Source organism: Pedococcus soli, assembly GCF_054782575.1.
On sequence record NZ_BAAGSF010000006.1, the window covers coordinates 769,545 to 787,592 of the forward strand.

An 18,048-nucleotide genomic window follows, 5' to 3' on the forward strand; every position below is an offset into this window, starting at 1 on the left:
GTGCGAAACCTGTCTGCGAGCCGTCTCGCCACCCTTCTGCTCCTCTCCGTCACGGCGGTCTGGGGCTCGACGTTCTTCCTCATCCGCGACCTCGTGCAGCACGTCCCGTCGGCCGACTTCCTCGCCGTGCGGTTCGCGATCGCGGCCGTCGTCATGGCCGTGGTGTTCCGTCGCCAGACGCTGGCGCTCACCCGACGCGAGGTCGGGATCGGGGTCGGTCTCGGCGTCCTCTACGGGCTCGCCCAGCTGCTGCAGACCGTCGGGCTGGAGCACACCGACGCGTCGGTCTCGGGCTTCGTCACGGGCACCTACGTCGTGCTCACGCCGGTCCTCGGCGCGGTGCTGCTCCGCGACCGCATACCGCTGTCCACCTGGCTGGCCGTCGCCCTGGCGACGATCGGACTGGGGGTCCTGTCCTTGCGGGGGATGTCGGTGGGGTTCGGTGAGGCGGTGACCCTGGCCGCCGCCGTCCTCTACGCCCTGCACATCATCGGCCTCGGTCGCTTCTCCACCGCGGGCTCGGCCACCGGGCTGGCGACGGTGCAGGCGTTCGTCATCACGGCCGTGGCGCTGGTCGGGGCCGTCCCCGGCGGGATCACGCTGCCGCAGGGCGGCGGCCAGTGGGCATCCTTGCTCTACATGGCCCTGGTCGCGGGTGCCGTCGCGCTGTGGGCGCAGACCTGGGCGCAGTCCCACCTGCCGGCGACGCGGGCGGCGATCGTCATGACGATGGAGCCGGTGTTCGCGGCGTTGTTCGCGGTGCTGCTCGGGGGCGAGTCCCTCACGGCGCGCATGCTCGTCGGTGGCGGGCTCGTCCTGGTCGCCATGTACGTCGTGGAGATCCTCGGCAGGCGGTCCCCCGGCGCCACCGCCGAGCAGGACCGCCCGGCCGAGCTGCTGCACCACGAGGTCTGACCCGACTGCGCGGGAGGGGTGCCCGCAGGCACCAGAGGAAAGGCGCTCCTAGAAGGTGTCACCCCTGCGCCAGGTCATCTCCTGCAGCTCGAACCCGTTGCCGTCGGGGTCGGTGAAGTCCGCGCCCCTGACCCCGCCCCCGAAGTCATGGATCTCGCCGACCTCCACACCCCGGCCGACGAGCTCGGCCCGGGCGGCGTCGAGGTCCTCCACCACCAGGTGCAGGCCACGCATGCTGCCCGGCTCACCGTCGTACACGGGCAGGCCCGTCCCGAAACCGATCGAGCAGCCCGAACCGTCGGGCGTCACCTGCACGATGCGCATACCCGGGGCGGGCTCGACGTCGACGTCCTTGGTGAAGCCGAGCCGCTCGGTGTAGAAGGCGATCGAGCGCTCCACGTCGGAGACGGGGACGGGGATCAGTTCGAGCTTCATCTGCATCGGGGTCGTGCCTTCCCTGGGGCGGTCATCGTCCGCGCGAGCATCCCACACGACGCCGACACCGCACTGCTGGTCGGCGGTGGCAGCGCGCACGACAATGACGACATGGGCGGCGCACAGGACGTGGTGGCCTTCCGGCTCTGGCCGCCGGTCGCCATCGGTGCACCCCTGCTCGTGGGGTGGCTCGCGACGGCGCGGTGGGGCGACCCGGTCGACCTCGGCGGGTGGCGGGTGCCGGTCGGCTGGGCCCTCGTGGTGTTCTTCCTGGGGTGGAACGGCTGGTCGCTGTGGCTGTTCGGTCGCCACGGGACCGGGCTGCTCCCCGGCCAGGAGACGCACGCGATGATCGTCGAGGGTCCCTACCGGCTCTCCCGCAACCCCCTGTACGTCGGGCTCCTCGCGCTGTACCTCGCGCTGGCCCTGCTGGGGTCGACCACCTGGGGGCTGGTCCTGTTCCCCGTCGCGGTGCTGCTCGTGCGCTGGGGCGCCATCGCCCCCGAGGAGCGGTTCCTGCGCGCGCGTTTCGGCGCGCAGTACGACGACTACGCCCGACGGGTGCGGCGCTGGGTCTGAGGGTCCGGCGCGGCGGGTGGTCAGGCCGCGGAGGGGCCCTGCTCGAGCAGGGGCACCAGCGCATCGGTCGCACGGGCGGTGCCGGCGTCGTCGACGTCGAGGTGCCAGACGAGCCGGACCCCGGTGGCGCTCACCGGATAGAGGCGTATGCCGCGACGGCCCGCCTCCTCGACGAAGGCGGCCGAGCTCCACCCCGCGACCGACACGTCGAGCACGACGATGTTGGTCTGAACCGTGGCCGGGTCGATCGACCCCGGGACCGCCTGAGCCGCCGCGGTCGCGAAGCGGTGCGCCCGCGCGTGGTCGTCGGCGAGCCGTTCGACGTGGTGGTCGAGGGCGTGCAGGCCGGCCGCGGCGAGGATGCCCACCTGCCGCATGCCGCCACCGAACCGCTTGCGCCAGATGCGCGCCGCGGCCATCCGGTCCCGCGACCCCACGAGCACCGAACCCACGGGGGCGCCGAGGCCCTTGGAGAGGCAGACGCTGACGGTGTCGAAGTGCCGGCCGTAGTCGGACAGCGCGACGCCGGTGGCCACGTGGGCGTTCCAGAGGCGGGCCCCGTCGAGGTGCATGGCGACGCCGCGCGGCTGGGTGCCCGCGCGCAGCGCCACGATCTGGTCGAGCGGCTGGACCGTGCCCCCGCCGAAGTTGTGGGTGTTCTCCACGACCACGAGCCGCGTGTTGACCTGGTAGGTGCCGCCGTCCGGGATCATCAGGGCGAGCGGGTCCGCCGCGTCGAGCAGGCCGCGCTCGGCCACCCACGACCGCGACGACAGCCCGGACAGTGCGGCGGCGGCGCCCATCTCGGCACGCAGCACATGCGCGAGGGAGTCGGCCACGAGCTCCTCGCCGGGGTTGACGTGCAGGCGCAGCCCCAGCTGGTTGGCCATCGAGCCCGAGGGCGTGAAGAGCGCGTCCTCGTGGCCGAGGAGCCCGGCGACGCGCTCCTCGAGCTCGCGGACGGTGGGGTCCTCGCCGAACACGTCGTCACCGACGGCGGCGGTGGCCATGGCGTGGCGCATCGCCTCCGTCGGCCGCGTCAGGGTGTCGGACAGCAGGTCGACGTCGACAGGGGTGCTCATCAGCGCGGTCAGTCCTTGGCCAGCATCTCGGCGACGAGGAACGCCAGCTCCAGGCTCTGCTGGTGGTTGAGGCGGGGGTCGCAGACCGTCTCGTAGCGCTTGTTGAGGTCGGCGTCGAGGATCTTCTCGGCGCCGCCGATGCACTCGGTGACGTCGTTGCCGGTGAGCTCGACGTGGATGCCGCCGGGAACGGTGCCGAGCCCACGGTGCACCTCGAAGAACCCGCGCACCTCCTCGACGACGTCCTCGAAGTCACGCGTCTTGTACCCGCTGGCCGACTCGAAGGTGTTGCCGTGCATCGGGTCGCAGATCCAGGTGACCTGCGCGCCCGAGGCGGTGATCTTCTCGACCAGGGTCGGCAGCGCCTCACGGACGGTCTTGGCGCCCATCCGGGTGATGAACGTCAGGCGCCCCGGCTCGCGGTCGGGGTCGACCTTGTCGATGAGGCGCAGGACGTCGTCGACCTCCGCCTTCGCCGACAGCTTCACGCCGATCGGGTTGAGCACCTTGGAGACGAAGTCCACGTGTGCGCCGTCGAGGTCGCGGGTGCGCTCCCCGACCCAGATGAAGTGGCCGCTGGTGTCGTAGAGCTCGCCGGTGCGGCTGTCGACGCGGGTCAGCGGACGCTCGTAGTCGAGCAGCAGCGCCTCGTGGGCGGAGAAGAACTCGGTCGTGCGCATGGCGTCGAAGTCGGCGCCACAGGCCGACATGAACTTCATCGCCTTGTCGATGTCCTTGGCCAGGTGCTCGTAGCGGCTGTTGGCCGAGTTGGAGACGAAGCCCTTGTTCCAGTCGTGGACGTGGCGCAGGTCGGCGAAGCCACCCATGGTGAAGGCACGCACGAGGTTCAGCGTCGCCGAGCTCGCGTGGTAGGCCTTGACGAGGCGCTGCGGGTCGGGCGTGCGCGACTCGAGGGTGAACTCGAAGTCGTTGACCATGTCACCGCGGTAGGCCGGCAGGGTCACGCCCTCGCGCGTCTCGTCACCGCTGCTGCGCGGCTTGGCGTACTGACCGGCCATCCGGCCGACCTTGACCACCGGAACGGAAGCGCCGTAGGTGAGGACGGCAGCCATCTGCAGGATCGTCTTGACGCGGTCGCGGATGTTGTCGGCGGTCGCGGCGGCGAACGTCTCGGCGCAGTCGCCGCCCTGGAGGACGAACGCCTCGCCGCGGGCGGCAGCAGCCATCCGCGACTTCAGGACGTCGCACTCACCGGCGAACACCAGGGGCGGATACGACGCGAGCTCGGCGACGGCGCTGGAGAGGCGGGCGGCGTCGGGCCAGACCGGCTGCTGGGCAGCGGGGAGGTCGGCGCCGGCCGCGAGGCTGGCGAGGGCGTCCTGGTGCGTGGTGCTCACCCGCCAAGGATAGGTGCGCGCCGGACCGCCCCGTCCCCCAGCCCGCATCGCGGTCACCGACGGCCGCGGTATGGCGCCCGCCTCAGGCTTCGGGGGTGTCCAGTCCCCGGGCGATGGCGAACCGGACGAGCTCGATCCGGTTGTGCATCTGGAGCTTGCCCAAAGTGTTCTGCACGTGGTTCTGCACGGTGCGGTGGGAGATGAAAAGCTCTGCCGCGATCTCCTTGTAGGACATGCCGGTGGCGACCAGCTTGAGCACCTCGGTCTCCCGCTCTGTGAGCTCGGGGATCGGTCGCGAGGGGTCGGCCTGCGGCTGGGTCGACATCTTGCGGAACTCCCCCAGCACCAGCCCGGCGAGTCCCGGGGTGAAGACCGCCTCCCCGCGGGCGGTGGCCTCCACCGCGGCCACGATCTGCTCCCGGGTCGCCGACTTCACGAGGTACCCGGTGGCCCCGGCCTTGACCGCCTCGAGGACGTCCTGCTGCTCCCCCGACGCCGACAGGACCAGCACGCGGGTCTCCAGCGACCCGAGGGCGGCACACACCTCGTGGCCGCGCAGCCCCGGCAGGTTGAGGTCGAGCACCAGCACGTCCGGACGGGTCGCCTTGGTCCGGTTGACGGCGGACGGCCCGTCGTCGGCGGTGGCGAGCACCGTCATCCCGGCCTCGGCGAGGTCGCGGGCGACCGCGTCCCTCCACAGCGGGTGGTCGTCGGCGACGACCACCCTGAGCGGGTCCGACGTCCCGGTGACCGCTGCGGACTCCTGCTGGTCGTTCATGCGACTCCTCCACCCGGGGCACCCGTCCTGGGTGCCCGCATCGTCACCGTCGTCCCCGAGCCCTCCCGGCCCGAGTACACCGCTTCTCCCCCGAGGTCGGCCAGCCGTCCGCGGATGCTCGACGAGGCACCGAGGCGTCCTGCCGCGGCGGCCTCTGCGAGGCGACCCGGCGGCATACCGGCGCCGTTGTCGCGCACCGTCAGGGCCACGGTCTCCCCCTCGTCCTCGACCAGGACCCACGCCTGGGCGTCGTCGCCGGCGTGCTGGCGCACGTTGTCCAGCGCGGCACCGACCGCGGCCACGAGCTCTCCCGCGACGCGGGGTGGCACGAGCACGGGATCGGCCGGGGCGACGAGGTGGACCCGGCCCTCGGCGTACCGCCCGAGCTGCTGGCGAAGGTCGACGTCCCCGTGCACGGCGCTGGCCGACTCGTCGGGCGTCGCACCGCTGACCAGGGCCCGCAGGAGGCGCTCCTGGTCTGCTGCCATCTCGCCGAGCTGCATGGCCTCGCCCCCGAGCTGGGCCCCGCGCCGGTTGATGAAGGCCAGGGTCTGCAGGACCCCGTCATGGACCGTGCGGGCGAGGCGTTCGCGCTCGCGCACCTGGGCCTCGAGGGCGATGGCCTCACGCAGCCTCGCGTGCCCCTCCCTGGCGAGGTCGACGGCGTAGCCGATGAGGGTGCCGATGAGCAGCAGCAGGACGATGTTGTTGATCGTGTTGGGCGTGGCCCGTCCCACCTCGACGAGGTCGACGAGGCCGATGAGGACCGAGGCGGCCAGTCCGCCCCTGCGGCCGAACAGCACCGCGGCCGAGACGACGCCGGCGGCAGGCCAGAACGTCGGCAGGGTCCGCGAACCCGCCTCGATCGACGCGGCCGAGTCCACCAGCCGGGTCGCGAGGATCGCCCCCGCACCGAGCAGCAGCTCCACCACCACGAGCGAGAGGCGACGTCGCCGGTAGAGGACGAGGAACACCGTCCAGACGGCGAGGACGCCCAGGACCGTCCAGGCCAGGGCGGGACGCACCAGGTCCTGGGGCCGGTCCCACAGCGAGTACGCGGCATACGCGAGCGCGATGGGGCGGAAGACGTCGATGCCCTTCCAGAACGCCGACACGACGGCGGGCTCGGAGTCGGGCACGGCCACCGGCCACACCCGGCGACCCGCTCCGCGCACGCCGCGCTCCCCCGCTGCCACGCCCTCCCCCGACGTCAACGGCTCAGCTGGCCTCGCGCCGGCGGCGGCGCCCGCGCGGTTCGTCCTCGTCGCCGACCTCGGGGCCGCCACCGCGCTCGGTGGTCTCGTCGATGTCGGCAGCGGCGTCGTCCACGCGGCGGCGGGCCCGACGGATCGCCTCGTCGTCGTGCGCGTCGAGGGCCTCCTCGAGCTCCTTCGCAGCCGACCCCGGCAGGGCTGCCTCCTGCAGCTCACGGGCCTTGGTCTTGGCGGCGGCCAGGATGCGGTCCTTCATCGACGTCGCGTACATGTCGACGTACTCCTGGCCGGACAGCAGCATGAGCTCGTACATGATCTCGTCGGTGATGGAGCGCAGAACGAAGCGGTCGTCCTCCATGCCCTCGTACCGCGAGAAGTCGAGCGGCTTGCCGATCTTCACGCCGATCCGCATGAGCTTGGGGATCTTCTTGCCGGTCGGCTGGGCCTTGTCGGTGCCGATCATCGCGACGGGCAGGACGACGACACCACCCTCGAGGGCCATCCGGGCCACACCGGTGCGGCCGCGGTAGAGCCGGCCGTCGGGGCTGCGGGTGCCCTCGGGGTAGATGCCGAGCATCTCGCCACGACGCAGGACCCGCAGTCCGGAGCGCAGCGCGGCCTCACCCGCGCGACCCCCGGAACGGTCGACGGGCAGCTGCCCCACACCGCGGAAGAAGGCCGCCGTGAGGCGGCCCTTGATCCCCCGTCCGGTGAAGTAGTCCGACTTCGCCAGGAACGTCATCCGCCGGGGCACGACGAGCGGCAGGAAGATGGAGTCCGAGAACGACAGGTGGTTGCTCGCGAAGATGACGGGCCCCTCCTCGGGGATGTTCTCCTCGCCCTCGACCCACGGGCGGAACAACAGCTTGAGGATCGGGCCGAGCACGACCGTCTTCAGAACCCAGTAGAACAACCGTTCACCTCCATGTGACGCGGTGAACTCTACGGCACTCTGTACGCCCGTCGTGGTGCGTGCGAGGATGCGCGCCAACGTCCGTCCGTGGCCCGCCCTAGGAGCGCCCCTCTTGTCCGTCCGACCCGGTGCAGAGCCCTACTCCCACGACGGGACGGGCGACCTCGGCCGCACCGGCGTCGTCCTCGCCCACGGGTTCACGGGGAGCCCCGCGAGCATGCGCCCCTGGGGCCAGTTCCTCGCCGACGCCGGCCACACCGTGCGCGTCCCCCGGCTGCCCGGCCACGGCACGACGTGGCAGGAGATGAACCGCACCAGGTGGCAGGACTGGTATGCCGCGGTGGACCGTGCCTTCCGCGAGCTGCACGAGCAGTGCGACCAGGTGTTCGTGGGCGGCCTCTCCATGGGTGGTGCCCTCGCCACCCGGCTCGCCCAGGAGCACGGCCCGCGGGTGAAGGGCCTGATGCTCGTCAACCCCGCGTACAAGGTGGAGGACGTCCGCCTCAAGGCCCTGCCGGTCCTGCAGGCCGTCCTGCCGTCGCTGCCGGGGATCGGCAACGACATCAAGAAGCCGGGCGAGGACGAGATCTGCTACGACCGCATCCCGCTCAAGGCGCTCTACTCCCAGACCCAGCTGTGGGCGACGGTGGTCCGCGACCTGCCCGAGGTGACCCAGCCGGTGGTGCTCTGGCACAGCGCCGACGACCACGTCGTGCCCGCCTCGAGCTCCGAGCTGTTCCTCTCGCGCACGTCGAGCACCGACGTCACCGAGCACGTCCTGCACGACAGCTTCCACGTGGCTACCCTCGACCACGACGCGCCACGTATCTTTGAGGAGTCGGTGCAGTTCATCGAGCGGCTCAGCTGATCGCGCAGCCCTCCCCAGCAGGAAGCAGGACCGTCATGGGCGACAAGGACGTCGACGCACAGTTCGCGGACATCGTCGCGCACTGGGACGACGTCGAGTCGCTGCCGGACAAGCCGCACCACAGCGGCGTCAACCCGCCGCTCGAGCCCGACACCCACGTCAACCCGCCGCCGACCCGTCCGTTCGTCGTGTGGCGCGGCGCCGAGGTCGAGCCGCCTCCCGTCACCCCGGAGCCCGAGCAGGACACCCCACCGGCCGAGCTCGTCGACCTCGACGACGAGGAGCACTTCGAGCCCGGCCCCACCGCCCCCCTGCCTCCGCAGGAGGACCTGCACTTCTGGGGCATCGTCGTCGGGCTGGTCGTCGGACCGCTGCTCGTGCTCTGGCTGGTGCTGTTCCGCCCCCAGGTCAGTGGCTGGTGGACCCTCGCAGCCGTCGTGCTGACCGTGGGTGGTTTCGTCCTGCTCGTCCTGCGCCAGCCGCACGACCGCGACGAGCACGACCCCGACAACGGGGCCCGCGTCTGACCGAGGCGCTCGCCACGCCTCCCTTCCCTGCCTCGCCCTGCCTCAGGCCGGGTCGGGCACCTGGCTCGGGTCCGGGTCCAGCTCGAGGTCGACCCAGGTCGGTCGGTGGTCGCTGGCCGCGACGAGGTCGGCCTCGTCCAGCGGCACCGCACGGTGCGGAAGGACCGTCACGTCGCGGGAGGCGAACACCACGTCGAGCAGCGTGCGGGGAGCCTTGGCCGGGTAGGTGGGTGCCGTCGGCGAGACGAGGCGCAGCGGCGCGGCGAAGAGCTGCCACGCGCGACCGGTCTCTCCCTCGTTGAGGTCTCCGGCGAGCAGGACCGGGCCACCGCCGGACACCCCCTCGAGGATCACCCCGGCGTGCCGCTCGCGCTCGGCCGCGTCGAGGCTGAGGTGGACCGACGCGACCACGAGCGGCTCGTGACCCGCGGGCGCGACGCGCGCCACGGCATACCCACGGGTGCGTTGCAGCGCGGCCACCCGCAACCGGTGGTGCCGCGACTCCCGGACGTCGACGCGCAGGGAGGTGAGGATGGTGGTGCCGCCGCTGCCACGGTGACGCCCCGACCAGTACAGGCCGCACTCGGCCGCGAAGGACGACACCTGCCACGACCCGAACAGGCGACGCGGCACCTCCTGCAGGCACAGCACGTCGGGGTCGATCGCCCGGATGACGCGGGCGGCCGCGTGCCGGTCGAGGGTGAGGTCCTTGAGGTTGTAGGACGCCACCCGCATCGTGGTCATGCGTCGCGACGGGCCAGGTCGGCCGCCCCGATCAGGCCCGCGTCGTTGCCGAGCTGGGCGGCGACGATGCGCGCCTCCGGCCGGTAGCCGCGACCGGTGAGGTGGCGACGGAACGTCGTGCGCGCCGGGTCGAGCAGGAGGTCGCCCGCTGCGCTGACGCCACCACCGATGACGAACGTCCCGGGGTCGAAGGCCGCGGCCAGGTTGGCGATGCCGACACCGAGCCAGGTGCCGATCTCCCCGAGCAGCTCGGTCGCCGTCGGGTCCCCCTCCTGGGCGGCCTCGGTGATGAGCGGGCCGGTGAGGGCCAGCGGGTCACCCTCGACCCGGGCCAGCAGGTCGGAGGCCACCGGGCTGTTCGCGGTCATCAGCGAACGCGCCTCCCGGACGAGGGCGTTCCCGGAGGCGTACTGCTCCCAGCAGCCGCGGTTGCCGCACTCGCAGCGCTGGCCGCCCGGCACGACCTGCATGTGGCCGAACTCCCCGGCGATGCCGTACTTGCCGCGCACGACCTGTCCGTCGAACAGCAGCGCGCCGCCGATCCCGGTGCCGAGCGTGATCATCATCAGGTGGGTCTCGCCCTGCGCCGCACCGAACCGCCACTCCGCCCAGGCCGCCGCGTTGGCGTCGTTGTCGACGGAGATCGGCACGGGGACCCGGCGCTGCAGGTTCGCCTCGAGCGGCTCCCCGCGCCAGGACAGGTGGGGGGCGAAGACGACGGTCGCCCGGTCGGCCGCGACGAAGCCCGCAGCACCGATGCCGACCGCGACGACCTCGTCCCGCGCCAGGTCGAGCAGCTCGGTGACGACCTCGACGATGGTGTTCTCGACGACCCCGGGGCTCTTGGAGCGGTGCGGGGTGTCGCGCCGGGCACGGGCGACGATCGTGCCGTCCTCGGCCACGAGGCCGCCGGCGACCTTGGTGCCACCGATGTCGATGCCGACCGCGAGCCGTTCGCTCATGAACCGATCCCCTCCGCCGCGAGCGCCGCGGCGCCGATGAGACCCGCGTCGTTGCCGAGCGCGGCCGGGACGAACTCTGCCACCGGTCGGTGCCCGCGGCCCGTCAGCTGCCTCCCGTATGCCGCCCGCGCCGGCTCCATGAGCAGGTCGCCCGCGGCGACGACGCCCCCACCGATGACGATGAGCTCCGGGTCGAGGATCGCGGAGACCGAGGCGGCGCCCTCCCCCAGCCAGCGCCCGAGGTCGGCGAGCAGCTCGACGGCCGCCGCGTCCCCGGCCTGCGCGACGGTGGTGACGTCGTGGCCGCGCAGGGCCGCCGGGTCGCCGCCGCAGGCCTCGGAGAGAGCGGCACCGTGCGGCGTCCCGGACGCCACCAGCTCGCGGGCCTCGCGGACCAGGGCGTTGCCCGAGGCATAGACCTCCCAGCAGCCGCGGTTGCCGCAGCCGCACCTGATGCCGTCGGGCACGACCCGCATGTGGCCGAGCTCGCCGCCCACGCCGTACGCACCGCGCAGCAGCCGCGAGTCGACGACCACGCCGCCACCGATCCCGGTGCCGACGGTGACCAGCACCATGTCGTCGGCCTCGTGGGCGGCGCCGTACCGGAACTCGCCCCACGCGGCCGCGTTGGCGTCGTTCTCGATGATGACGGGGAACTCCACGAGCGCCTCGAGCCGACGCTTGAGCGGCTCGTCGCGCCACGCCAGGTTCGGGGCGAAGAGGACCGTCGAGCCGGTGCGGTCGACGAAGCCGGCGCACGCCACCCCCACGGCGACGACGTCACCGCGCGGCCCGGCGAGCTCGGTGACGAGGTCGGCCACGTCGTGCGCGATCTGGTCGGGGTCCTGCGCGGGGGTGTCGCGGCGGGCCCTCGCGAGGATCTCGCCGGTCGCCGAGACGACACCGGCCGCGATCTTCGTGCCGCCGATGTCCACGCCGATCGTCACGCTCATCGCGTCGCGCTCCCTTGGTCCTCGTCCTCGATGGTGATGTCCTGCACCCGCGTGCCGCGGGCCCGCGGGTCGTGCGGTGGCGGCGCGCCGTCGGTCGCCCCACCCGCGCCGCGGGTGTGGCCGGCGACGTCACGCAGGGCGCTGGCCAGCGCTCCCGCGAGGTCAGCGAGGCGCTCGACCGTCTCCGGCCGCACCGAGCGCAGCAGGCCGATGCCCTGGCACACGGGGCACCACTGGCAGGTGAGCGCCTGACCGGTTCCGTTGGCGGCACCGCACTGGTCGCAGTGGCCGACCGGGTGCGACGGCGCATCCTCCGGCGGCACCGGTCCCGGCGCCCCGTCGGAGGGGTCGTCAGGGCCACCCGCCCCGGTCGGGGCAGAGGCGCGGGGCGGCCCGGCGGCACGCGGTGGTCCGGCGGCATACCCGCTCGTGCTCACCCAGCCCCCCAGGGCGTCGAGCAGCCGAGCGGCCTCGTCCGCGACCGAACCCACCGGGGGACGGCCGTCCTCGTGCTCGGTCCGGTCAGCCACGGGGCCACACCTCCTCGTCGGGGACGAAGCGGATCCGCAGCAGCCCGTCACGCACGGAGGCTCCGTCGACCACGCATCGTTGCAGAGCCGCGGGGAGGGTGAGGACCCGGCGGTGCTCGCCCACGGCGACGAGCAGCTCGTCGCCGCGCCGCTGGAGGCCGAGGTCGCGGGCGTGCGCGAGGGGCAGCGGCAGGGTCAGGGTGAAGCCCTCGTCGGTGCGCTCGACGGTCATGCCGCGGTGGGTGACGGGCGCGAGCAGGTCCCGGGCGTCGTCCGTGCCGTCGCCGTGGGACCGGCCGAGCGCGGCGAGCGCCTCGACGCCGATGGGCTCGGCAGCCAGGTAGGGCGCGACGACGACAGGCAGGCCGGCGAACGACTCGCGGACCTCGACCAGACCGGCCTGCTGGGCGGTGTTCCAGCCACTGCGCCACGGGTCGGGGACGGTGTCGGTCGAGGTCCGTTCCGGCACCCCCGCGTCCGGGAACACGCGGTTGACCACGACGGCGTCGACGACGAACCCGTACAACGACAAGGACGTCCACGTCCGGCGCGACTCGGCGATGACGACGCGCTCGGGGGTCAGCACCAGGCGCACGGACGTCTCTTCGCCGGTGAGGATCCGGTGGACCTGGCGCATCTGGCGCTGCCACCCGGTGACCGCCTCGATGACCTCGGGGGCAGGCAGCGGGACCCCGGCTGCCGCTGCCGCCGCGGGGCGCAGGGTCCGGATCAGGCCCCGCTGCGCGGGCAGCAGGCGGTCGAGGTGCCACGCGAGCGCCTCGGGGAGGGCGAGCAGTCGCAACGTCTCGGCCGTGGGCGCGCAGTCGACGACGACGAGGTCCCAGGGGCCGGAGTCGACCTGGGCCCGCATCTCGAGCAGCGCCGCGACCTCCTCGGCGCCGGGCAGGCGGGTCAGCTCCTCCGCGACGACGGTGTCGATGCCGAGGGTGCCGAGGACCGACAGGAGGTAGTCCTGCACGACCCGCCACGACTCACCCAGCAGGTGCGGTGGGCTGATCTGCAGGGCCGACAGCCCGGGCTCCACCTCGACCGGCTGGCCGGCTTCGGCCGCCCCGAGCGGGACCCCGAGCGCGTCACCGAGGGAGTGCGCGGCGTCGGTCGACATGACGAGGGTCTTGACGCCGCCGCGGGCCGCGCGGACGGCCGTCGCCGCGGCGGTCGTGGTCTTGCCCACCCCGCCCTTGCCGGTGAAGAGGATGACGCGCATGGGTGTGCCCCGGCTGGCGCCGGGTCAGCCCTCGACGCGCTTCTTGAGCTCCTTGAGCGCGGTGTCGATGATGACCTTCTCGGCCTTGCGCTTGAGCATCCCGAGCATGGGGATCTTCACGTCGACGGCGAGGCGGTACGTCACCGTCGTACCCGTCTTCCCTTGCGCTGCAAGGGTGTACGAGCCGTTCATGGCCTTGAGGACGTTGGCCTCGACCAGCGACCAGGACACGACCCCGGTGCCGTCCTTGGTCACGTCCCACTCGTAGTCGAGGACGTAGGTGTCCTTGATCGCGCCGGCGTCCAGGGTGAACTGCACCTGGTCGGCCCAGCCGTCGCCCTCCTCGGTGAGGACGCTGACCTTCTTCACCTCGGTGGCCCACTCCGGGTAGCTCTCGAAGTCGGCGATGACGTCCAGGACCTCGCCGGGGGTGGCGGCGATGTCGATGCTGGATTCGGTGCGGTCGGCCATGCGCCGAAGGCTACAACGAGTTCCCCTCGAGCCCGTCCTTCAGTCCGTGCACGGCCCGCTTCCACCGCAGCGTGTGGCGCGTGGCCACGTCACGGGGTGCACCGGGCTGGCGGTGGCCGCGCAGGTAGTGGTGGACGATGGCGCCGTCCCACCAGGGCTCGATCCACACCTCCATCTCACCGGAGACCTGACCCGTCACGGCCCAGCGGATGCCCTTGACGCCCCGGTCGCGGACGACCTCGCGCCGGACGTGCGGCCAGACCTGCTGCGCCCACGCCTCGTCGCCGACCCGTTGACGGATGACGGCCGGCGGGGCGTCGACGAAGGTCTCGTCCACGACGTCGATGCGCGAGTCCTTCACGCCGCCAGTGTTCCGCACCTCACGTGACTCGTCACGACGCGCCCTCCCCACGGCAGCTACCCATCGGTAGGCTGTGGTCCTGAGGGCCCTGGCCCCTCAGGCCAGTGATGCCGCCGTCAAAGGAGACTCCGTGCAGGAACACGTCGCGCCCCCACTCGTCGAGCCCACCACGGAGGGCAGCCTTGCCGACCTGCCCGCCCGCAACGCGGCCAACAACCCCCAGAACGTCGCGTTCTCCCGCAAGGAGGGCTCCGGCTGGGTCGAGGTCACGGCGGGTGAGTTCAACGACGACGTGCGGGCGGTGGCCAAGGGCCTGATCGCCTCGGGCATCACGCCCGGCGACCGCGTCGCCATCATGTGCAAGACGCGCTACGAGTGGACGCTCACCGACTTCGCCGTCTGGACCGCCGGTGGCGTGACCGTCCCCATCTACGAGACGTCGTCGGCCGAGCAGGTGGCGTGGATCCTCGCCGACTCCGGCGCCCGCGCCATCATGCTGGAGACGCCGTCGCACCAGGCCACCCTCGACGAGGTCCGCGGTGACCTGCCCGGCCTCGACCACGTCTGGCAAGTGGACGCGGGCGCGATCGCCGACCTGAAGAAGGCCGGGAGCGACGTCGGCGACGACACGCTCGCCGCGGCGACGGCGGGGGTCAACCGCGCCAGCACCGCCACGATCATCTACACCTCGGGCACCACCGGCCGCCCCAAGGGCGTCCAGCTCACCCACGACAACTTCATGGCGCTCGCCGACAACGCGATCACCAAGCTCAAGGAGGTCGTCAAGGCCGACAACGCCTCGACGCTGCTGTTCCTCCCCCTCGCGCACGTCTTCGCGCGCTTCATCCAGGTCCTCTGCGTCACCGGCGAGGCCAAGATGGGCCACAGCGCCGACATCAAGAACCTGCTCGAGGACTTCGGCGAGTTCAAGCCGACCTTCATCCTCTCCGTGCCGCGCGTCTTCGAGAAGATCTACAACTCCGCCGAGGCCAAGGCGACCGCCGACGGCAAGGGCAAGATCTTCGCGACCGCCGCCGACACCGCCATCGCCTGGTCGACCGCGCAGGACACCGGTGGCGCGGGCCTGGCCCTCAAGGTCAGGCACGGGGTGTTCGACAAGCTCGTCTACGGCAAGCTCCGTGCGGCGATGGGCGGCCAGGTCATGTATGCCGTGTCCGGTGGCGCCCCGCTCGGCACCCGGCTCGGCCACTTCTTCCGCGGCATCGGCGTCACCGTCCTCGAGGGCTACGGCCTGACCGAGACCACGGCTCCCGCGACCGTGAACGTCCCGGACCGCGTCAAGATCGGCACGGTCGGCGCGCCGCTGCCCGGGGTCGGCATCCGCATCGCCGACGACGGCGAGATCCTCATCCGTGGCAACAACGTCTTCGCCAGCTACCACAACAACGACGAGGCGACCTCGGGCGCCATGCAGGACGGCTGGTTCCACACCGGCGACATCGGCGAGCTCGACGAGGACGGCTACCTCAAGATCACCGGTCGCAAGAAGGAGCTGCTCGTCACCGCCGGCGGCAAGAACGTCGCCCCTGCCGCCCTCGAGGACCGGCTCCGGGCCCACCCCCTGGTGTCGCAGTGCATCGTCGTGGGCGACCAGAAGCCGTTCATCGCCGCGCTCATCACCCTGGACGAGGAGATGTACCCCGCCTGGGCCAAGAACAACGGCATCCCCGGGGTGACCTTCGAGCAGGCCCGCACCGACGAGACCGTGCTCAAGGCCCTGCAGGACGCCGTGGACGACGCCAACAAGTCGGTCTCCAAGGCGGAGTCGATCCGGAAGTTCGCCGTCCTGGAGGGCGACTTCACCGAGGACAACGGCTACCTGACCCCGAGCCTGAAGCTCAAGCGCAACATCGTCATGAAGGACTTCCACGACCAGGTGGAGGGCCTGTACTCCGGCGCACGGGAGTGACCTCTACGGTCTAGGCATGCCCTCCGGCACCCGCACGCGCCCGTCCAGCCGGGCCACCGTCCTCGCGGTGGCCTGGCTGGTGTTCTTCACGGTCCTGCAGTGGAGCGTCGTGCGCTACCGCATCCCGATCGTCGCCACGCTCACGCTGGCCACCGTCGCCCTGGCGCTGTGGCAGTGGCGCGGCTGGCAGGTGCGCCTGACCGGGCCGGCTGTCGCCCTCGCCCTCAGTGGCGCCGCGCTGGCGACACTGGCGGTCCCGCTGTTCAGCTACCTCGCCCCCACCGGCCTCGCCGTCGCGACCAGCGCGCTCGTGGCCGGACCCCTTGTGTGCGCGGCGCTGCTGTGGTCCCGTGGCCGCGGCGCGGTGCGCGCCGCGCGGGCGGCCGGGGCCACCGCGGTCCTCGCGTATGTCGTCGCCGCCGCGACCGCCGTCATCTCCTCACCGCGCCCGCGCATCGACGTCTGGATCACCCTCCAGCAGGCCAGCGACGGCATCGCCAGGGGCGAGAACTTCTATGCCATGAACTGGACCGGCTCCCCCGGCATCCAGGACGCCTTCACCTACCTGCCGTGGACGGCGGTGCTGCTCGCCCCCGGCCGCTGGATCGCCGGCGACGTCCGCTGGGCCCTGGCCGTCTGGACCCTGGTCGGCGTCACGGGGGTCTGGCTGCTGGCGCGCCATACCTGGACCGCGGCGGCGGCGACCGCCCTGCTGCTCCTGGCCCCGGGCACCCTCACCCAGCTCGACCAGGCCTGGACCGAACCGCTGCTGCTCACCGGGATCGTGTGGTGGGCCGTCCTCGTGCAGCGCGACAAGGCGTGGTGGGCGGTCGTCCCCCTGGCGCTGGCGTGCGCGAGCAAGCAGCACCTCGCGCTGCTGCTCCCCGTGCTGCTCGTGTGGCGGCCGTTCGGCTGGCAGCGGACCCTCGCGACGGGCGCGCTGACGGGGGTCCTCATCGCGCCGTGGTTCCTCGCGAGCCCTCCCGACTTCGTGCACGACACCATCACGCTGCTGCTGTCGTTCCACCCCATCAAGTTCGCGAACACGCTGTACCTGTTGGCGCTGAACACCTTTGGTGTGACCCTGCCGTTCTACGTCACGGGCGTGGTCGTCCTCGGCACCCTCGCCGCCGTGGTCTGGACGGTACGGCGGCGCCAGCCCGACCTCGGTCAGGTGCTGCGCTGGCTGGCCCTGGTGCTGCTCGTGGCGAACCTCGTCAACAAACAGGCCTTCTACAACCAGTTCTGGCTGGTCGGCGCGCTGGTCGTGGTCTCACTCGCCGTGCGCGTGCCTGCAGCGGCCACGGTGCCGGGCGACGGGGCGCAGCAGGGCGCGCCCGCCCACGTGGGTGGGGGGCGCGCCCGGTCGTCGCGAGAGGCCGCGGCTCCCTGAGGGTCAGCCGACCTTCGCGAAGGTCCCCACGGCGGCGAAGCCGTTGGCCCAGAGGGTGTTCACCTCGGACGCCTCGACGGAGTCCGGGTAGGGGTTGGTGCACGACGGGCCGGGGCCACCGCCGGACATGAGCTTGGAGCACGGCTGCGTGTAGCGGTCGGGCAGGCCGAGCGCGTGACCGGTCTCGTGCGTGACGATGCGCTGCGGCGCGTAGGTGTTCGCCTGGTCGTAGTCGAGGAAGATGTAGCCGCTCCCGTGGCCGTCGCCGGAGTAGTAGGAGCCGCTCGGGTCGCTGCCCTCGTAGTAGGCGAGGCTGGCGTTCGAGGAGTTGCCCTGGACGAGTCGGACGTTGCTGACGCGGGAGTTCCAGATCGCCGCGCCCTGGTCGATGAGGGAGTTGAAGGACGGGGCGTTCGCGTCGTCGTAGTAGATCGTCGTCACGGCGGAGGCGGCGGACTGACGGCCGGCGGCCTTGTCCTTGGCCGCCTTGGCGATCGCGGCGTCGAGGTTCCTCTGGAGCCGCTCGTTCTGCGCCTTCTCACGCTCGTTCGGCAGGTAGCTGCTCGACCGGGCGACGGTGGCCGCGCCGTCAGGGGCCGCTGCTGCACCGACCGGGGCCGGCGCCGCGGCGAACGCGGTTCCGGAGGCGAGTGCGGCGGCTGCCGCGGCGAGGGTGAGGCGGTACTTCGACATGTCCAGGCTCCTGGTGGGATCGGTGTCAGGTCGGTGTCGTCGGCCGGTTGCCGGCGGCACTCCTCCATTCCTAACCGGCGGGAGTTCGGCTGCCCGAAATGTCCGGGTCAAGGC

At 72.2% G+C, this 18,048-nt stretch carries 20 protein-coding genes; 6 read left to right on the plus strand and 14 right to left on the minus strand.

Annotated elements, in window-relative coordinates; translation table 11 throughout:
• Positions 1 to 915, plus strand: coding sequence for a DMT family transporter (locus ACYVKF_RS18925; protein ID WP_056914865.1), 915 nt, complete (start codon positions 1 to 3; stop codon positions 913 to 915).
• Positions 916 to 963: 48 nt separating this feature from the next.
• Here ACYVKF_RS18925 and ACYVKF_RS18930 read toward each other — a convergent pair whose 3' ends face one another.
• Positions 964 to 1,350, minus strand: a complete 387-nt coding sequence (locus tag ACYVKF_RS18930; RefSeq protein ID WP_369818748.1) for a VOC family protein — start codon at positions 1,348 to 1,350, stop codon at positions 964 to 966.
• 111 nt (positions 1,351 to 1,461) lie between these two features.
• On the opposite strand from ACYVKF_RS18930, the gene ACYVKF_RS18935 reads away from it, so the two are divergent.
• Entirely contained in the window at positions 1,462 to 1,929 is a 468-nt protein-coding gene (locus ACYVKF_RS18935) for a methyltransferase family protein (RefSeq protein ID WP_460968503.1), read from the plus strand.
• 20 nt (positions 1,930 to 1,949) lie between these two features.
• On the opposite strand, the gene ACYVKF_RS18940 is transcribed toward ACYVKF_RS18935, so the two are convergent.
• The 5 genes from ACYVKF_RS18940 to ACYVKF_RS18960 are packed head-to-tail and all read right to left on the minus strand — an operon-like array spanning position 1,950 to position 7,274.
• A complete protein-coding gene (locus ACYVKF_RS18940; protein WP_460968505.1) occupies positions 1,950 to 3,011 on the minus strand; it encodes a threonine aldolase family protein in 1,062 nt (353 codons plus the stop codon).
• Positions 3,012 to 3,019: 8 nt separating this feature from the next.
• On the minus strand, positions 3,020 to 4,417 hold the full coding sequence (locus ACYVKF_RS18945) for a class II 3-deoxy-7-phosphoheptulonate synthase (protein ID WP_082580563.1): 1,398 nt from the start codon (positions 4,415 to 4,417) through the stop codon (positions 3,020 to 3,022).
• A gap of 34 nt (positions 4,418 to 4,451) precedes the next feature.
• Positions 4,452 to 5,147: a response regulator gene (locus tag ACYVKF_RS18950; protein WP_056914869.1), complete on the minus strand. Its 696-nt coding sequence runs from the start codon at positions 5,145 to 5,147 to the stop codon at positions 4,452 to 4,454.
• Positions 5,144 to 6,343: a MacS family sensor histidine kinase gene (macS, locus tag ACYVKF_RS18955; RefSeq protein WP_460968508.1), complete on the minus strand. Its 1,200-nt coding sequence runs from the start codon at positions 6,341 to 6,343 to the stop codon at positions 5,144 to 5,146. The genes ACYVKF_RS18950 and macS overlap by 4 nt, the downstream gene beginning before the upstream one ends.
• 22 nt (positions 6,344 to 6,365) lie before the next feature.
• Entirely contained in the window at positions 6,366 to 7,274 is a 909-nt protein-coding gene (locus ACYVKF_RS18960; protein ID WP_082552801.1) for a lysophospholipid acyltransferase family protein, read from the minus strand.
• A 112-nt stretch (positions 7,275 to 7,386) separates the two neighbouring features.
• On the opposite strand from ACYVKF_RS18960, the gene ACYVKF_RS18965 reads away from it, so the two are divergent.
• Together ACYVKF_RS18965 and ACYVKF_RS18970 are read left to right on the plus strand one after the other, a co-directional pair.
• Positions 7,387 to 8,142, plus strand: coding sequence for an alpha/beta hydrolase (locus tag ACYVKF_RS18965; protein ID WP_200947695.1), 756 nt, complete (start codon positions 7,387 to 7,389; stop codon positions 8,140 to 8,142).
• 35 nt (positions 8,143 to 8,177) lie between these two features.
• Entirely contained in the window at positions 8,178 to 8,669 is a 492-nt protein-coding gene (locus tag ACYVKF_RS18970; protein WP_056914872.1) for a hypothetical protein, read from the plus strand.
• Positions 8,670 to 8,711: 42 nt separating this feature from the next.
• On the opposite strand, the gene ACYVKF_RS18975 is transcribed toward ACYVKF_RS18970, so the two are convergent.
• From ACYVKF_RS18975 to ACYVKF_RS19005, 7 genes are read right to left on the minus strand one after another with little or no spacing between them, the layout of a single operon-like run.
• A complete protein-coding gene (locus ACYVKF_RS18975) occupies positions 8,712 to 9,413 on the minus strand; it encodes an endonuclease/exonuclease/phosphatase family protein (RefSeq protein WP_460968511.1) in 702 nt (233 codons plus the stop codon).
• The gene (locus tag ACYVKF_RS18980) at positions 9,410 to 10,375 is read right to left on the minus strand and encodes an ROK family glucokinase (RefSeq protein WP_460968513.1); all 966 of its coding nucleotides are present in this window, start codon (positions 10,373 to 10,375) and stop codon (positions 9,410 to 9,412) included. The genes ACYVKF_RS18975 and ACYVKF_RS18980 overlap by 4 nt, the downstream gene beginning before the upstream one ends.
• Positions 10,372 to 11,328, minus strand: a complete 957-nt coding sequence (locus ACYVKF_RS18985) for an ROK family glucokinase (RefSeq protein WP_056914875.1) — start codon at positions 11,326 to 11,328, stop codon at positions 10,372 to 10,374. Before ACYVKF_RS18985 ends, ACYVKF_RS18980 begins: the two co-directional genes overlap by 4 nt.
• Positions 11,325 to 11,858: a hypothetical protein gene (locus tag ACYVKF_RS18990; RefSeq protein WP_460968515.1), complete on the minus strand. Its 534-nt coding sequence runs from the start codon at positions 11,856 to 11,858 to the stop codon at positions 11,325 to 11,327. The genes ACYVKF_RS18985 and ACYVKF_RS18990 overlap by 4 nt, the downstream gene beginning before the upstream one ends.
• The gene (locus ACYVKF_RS18995; protein ID WP_460968517.1) at positions 11,851 to 13,086 is read right to left on the minus strand and encodes an ArsA family ATPase; all 1,236 of its coding nucleotides are present in this window, start codon (positions 13,084 to 13,086) and stop codon (positions 11,851 to 11,853) included. Before ACYVKF_RS18995 ends, ACYVKF_RS18990 begins: the two co-directional genes overlap by 8 nt.
• Before the next feature lie 24 nt (positions 13,087 to 13,110).
• Positions 13,111 to 13,557 carry an SRPBCC family protein gene (locus tag ACYVKF_RS19000; protein ID WP_056914878.1) on the minus strand — a complete coding sequence of 149 codons (447 nt, stop codon included), beginning with the start codon at positions 13,555 to 13,557 and terminating at the stop codon, positions 13,111 to 13,113.
• A gap of 10 nt (positions 13,558 to 13,567) precedes the next feature.
• The gene (locus ACYVKF_RS19005; RefSeq protein WP_460968519.1) at positions 13,568 to 13,918 is read right to left on the minus strand and encodes a hypothetical protein; all 351 of its coding nucleotides are present in this window, start codon (positions 13,916 to 13,918) and stop codon (positions 13,568 to 13,570) included.
• 130 nt (positions 13,919 to 14,048) lie between these two features.
• Here ACYVKF_RS19005 and ACYVKF_RS19010 point away from each other — a divergent pair, with 130 nt between their 5' ends.
• Together ACYVKF_RS19010 and ACYVKF_RS19015 are read left to right on the plus strand one after the other, a co-directional pair.
• On the plus strand, positions 14,049 to 15,848 hold the full coding sequence (locus ACYVKF_RS19010) for an AMP-dependent synthetase/ligase (protein ID WP_460968521.1): 1,800 nt from the start codon (positions 14,049 to 14,051) through the stop codon (positions 15,846 to 15,848).
• Between the two features lie 16 nt (positions 15,849 to 15,864).
• A complete protein-coding gene (locus ACYVKF_RS19015) occupies positions 15,865 to 17,241 on the plus strand; it encodes a hypothetical protein (protein WP_460968523.1) in 1,377 nt (458 codons plus the stop codon).
• A 3-nt stretch (positions 17,242 to 17,244) separates the two neighbouring features.
• Here ACYVKF_RS19015 and ACYVKF_RS19020 read toward each other — a convergent pair whose 3' ends face one another.
• Positions 17,245 to 17,934 (minus strand): snapalysin family zinc-dependent metalloprotease, encoded by a 690-nt coding sequence (locus ACYVKF_RS19020; protein WP_056914882.1) that lies wholly within the window; start codon positions 17,932 to 17,934, stop codon positions 17,245 to 17,247.
• Positions 17,935 to 18,048 lie beyond the last annotated feature (114 nt).

Bases quoted from the DNA above. Each gene is read 5' to 3' on its own strand.
- ACYVKF_RS18930 (WP_369818748.1), bottom strand. From the start codon at position 1,350: ATGAAGCTCGAACTGATCCCCGTCCCCGTCTCCGACGTGGAGCGCTCG.
- ACYVKF_RS18935 (WP_460968503.1), top strand. From the start codon at position 1,462: ATGGGCGGCGCACAGGACGTGGTGGCCTTCCGGCTCTGGCCGCCGGTC.
- ACYVKF_RS18940 (WP_460968505.1), bottom strand. From the start codon at position 3,011: ATGAGCACCCCTGTCGACGTCGACCTGCTGTCCGACACCCTGACGCGG.
- ACYVKF_RS18945 (WP_082580563.1), bottom strand. From the start codon at position 4,417: ATGCGGGCTGGGGGACGGGGCGGTCCGGCGCGCACCTATCCTTGGCGG.
- ACYVKF_RS18950 (WP_056914869.1), bottom strand. From the start codon at position 5,147: ATGAACGACCAGCAGGAGTCCGCAGCGGTCACCGGGACGTCGGACCCG.
- ACYVKF_RS18970 (WP_056914872.1), top strand. From the start codon at position 8,178: ATGGGCGACAAGGACGTCGACGCACAGTTCGCGGACATCGTCGCGCAC.
- ACYVKF_RS18975 (WP_460968511.1), bottom strand. From the start codon at position 9,413: ATGACCACGATGCGGGTGGCGTCCTACAACCTCAAGGACCTCACCCTC.
- ACYVKF_RS18980 (WP_460968513.1), bottom strand. From the start codon at position 10,375: ATGAGCGAACGGCTCGCGGTCGGCATCGACATCGGTGGCACCAAGGTC.
- ACYVKF_RS18985 (WP_056914875.1), bottom strand. From the start codon at position 11,328: ATGAGCGTGACGATCGGCGTGGACATCGGCGGCACGAAGATCGCGGCC.
- ACYVKF_RS18995 (WP_460968517.1), bottom strand. From the start codon at position 13,086: ATGCGCGTCATCCTCTTCACCGGCAAGGGCGGGGTGGGCAAGACCACG.
- ACYVKF_RS19000 (WP_056914878.1), bottom strand. From the start codon at position 13,557: ATGGCCGACCGCACCGAATCCAGCATCGACATCGCCGCCACCCCCGGC.
- ACYVKF_RS19015 (WP_460968523.1), top strand. From the start codon at position 15,865: ATGCCCTCCGGCACCCGCACGCGCCCGTCCAGCCGGGCCACCGTCCTC.
- ACYVKF_RS19020 (WP_056914882.1), bottom strand. From the start codon at position 17,934: ATGTCGAAGTACCGCCTCACCCTCGCCGCGGCAGCCGCCGCACTCGCC.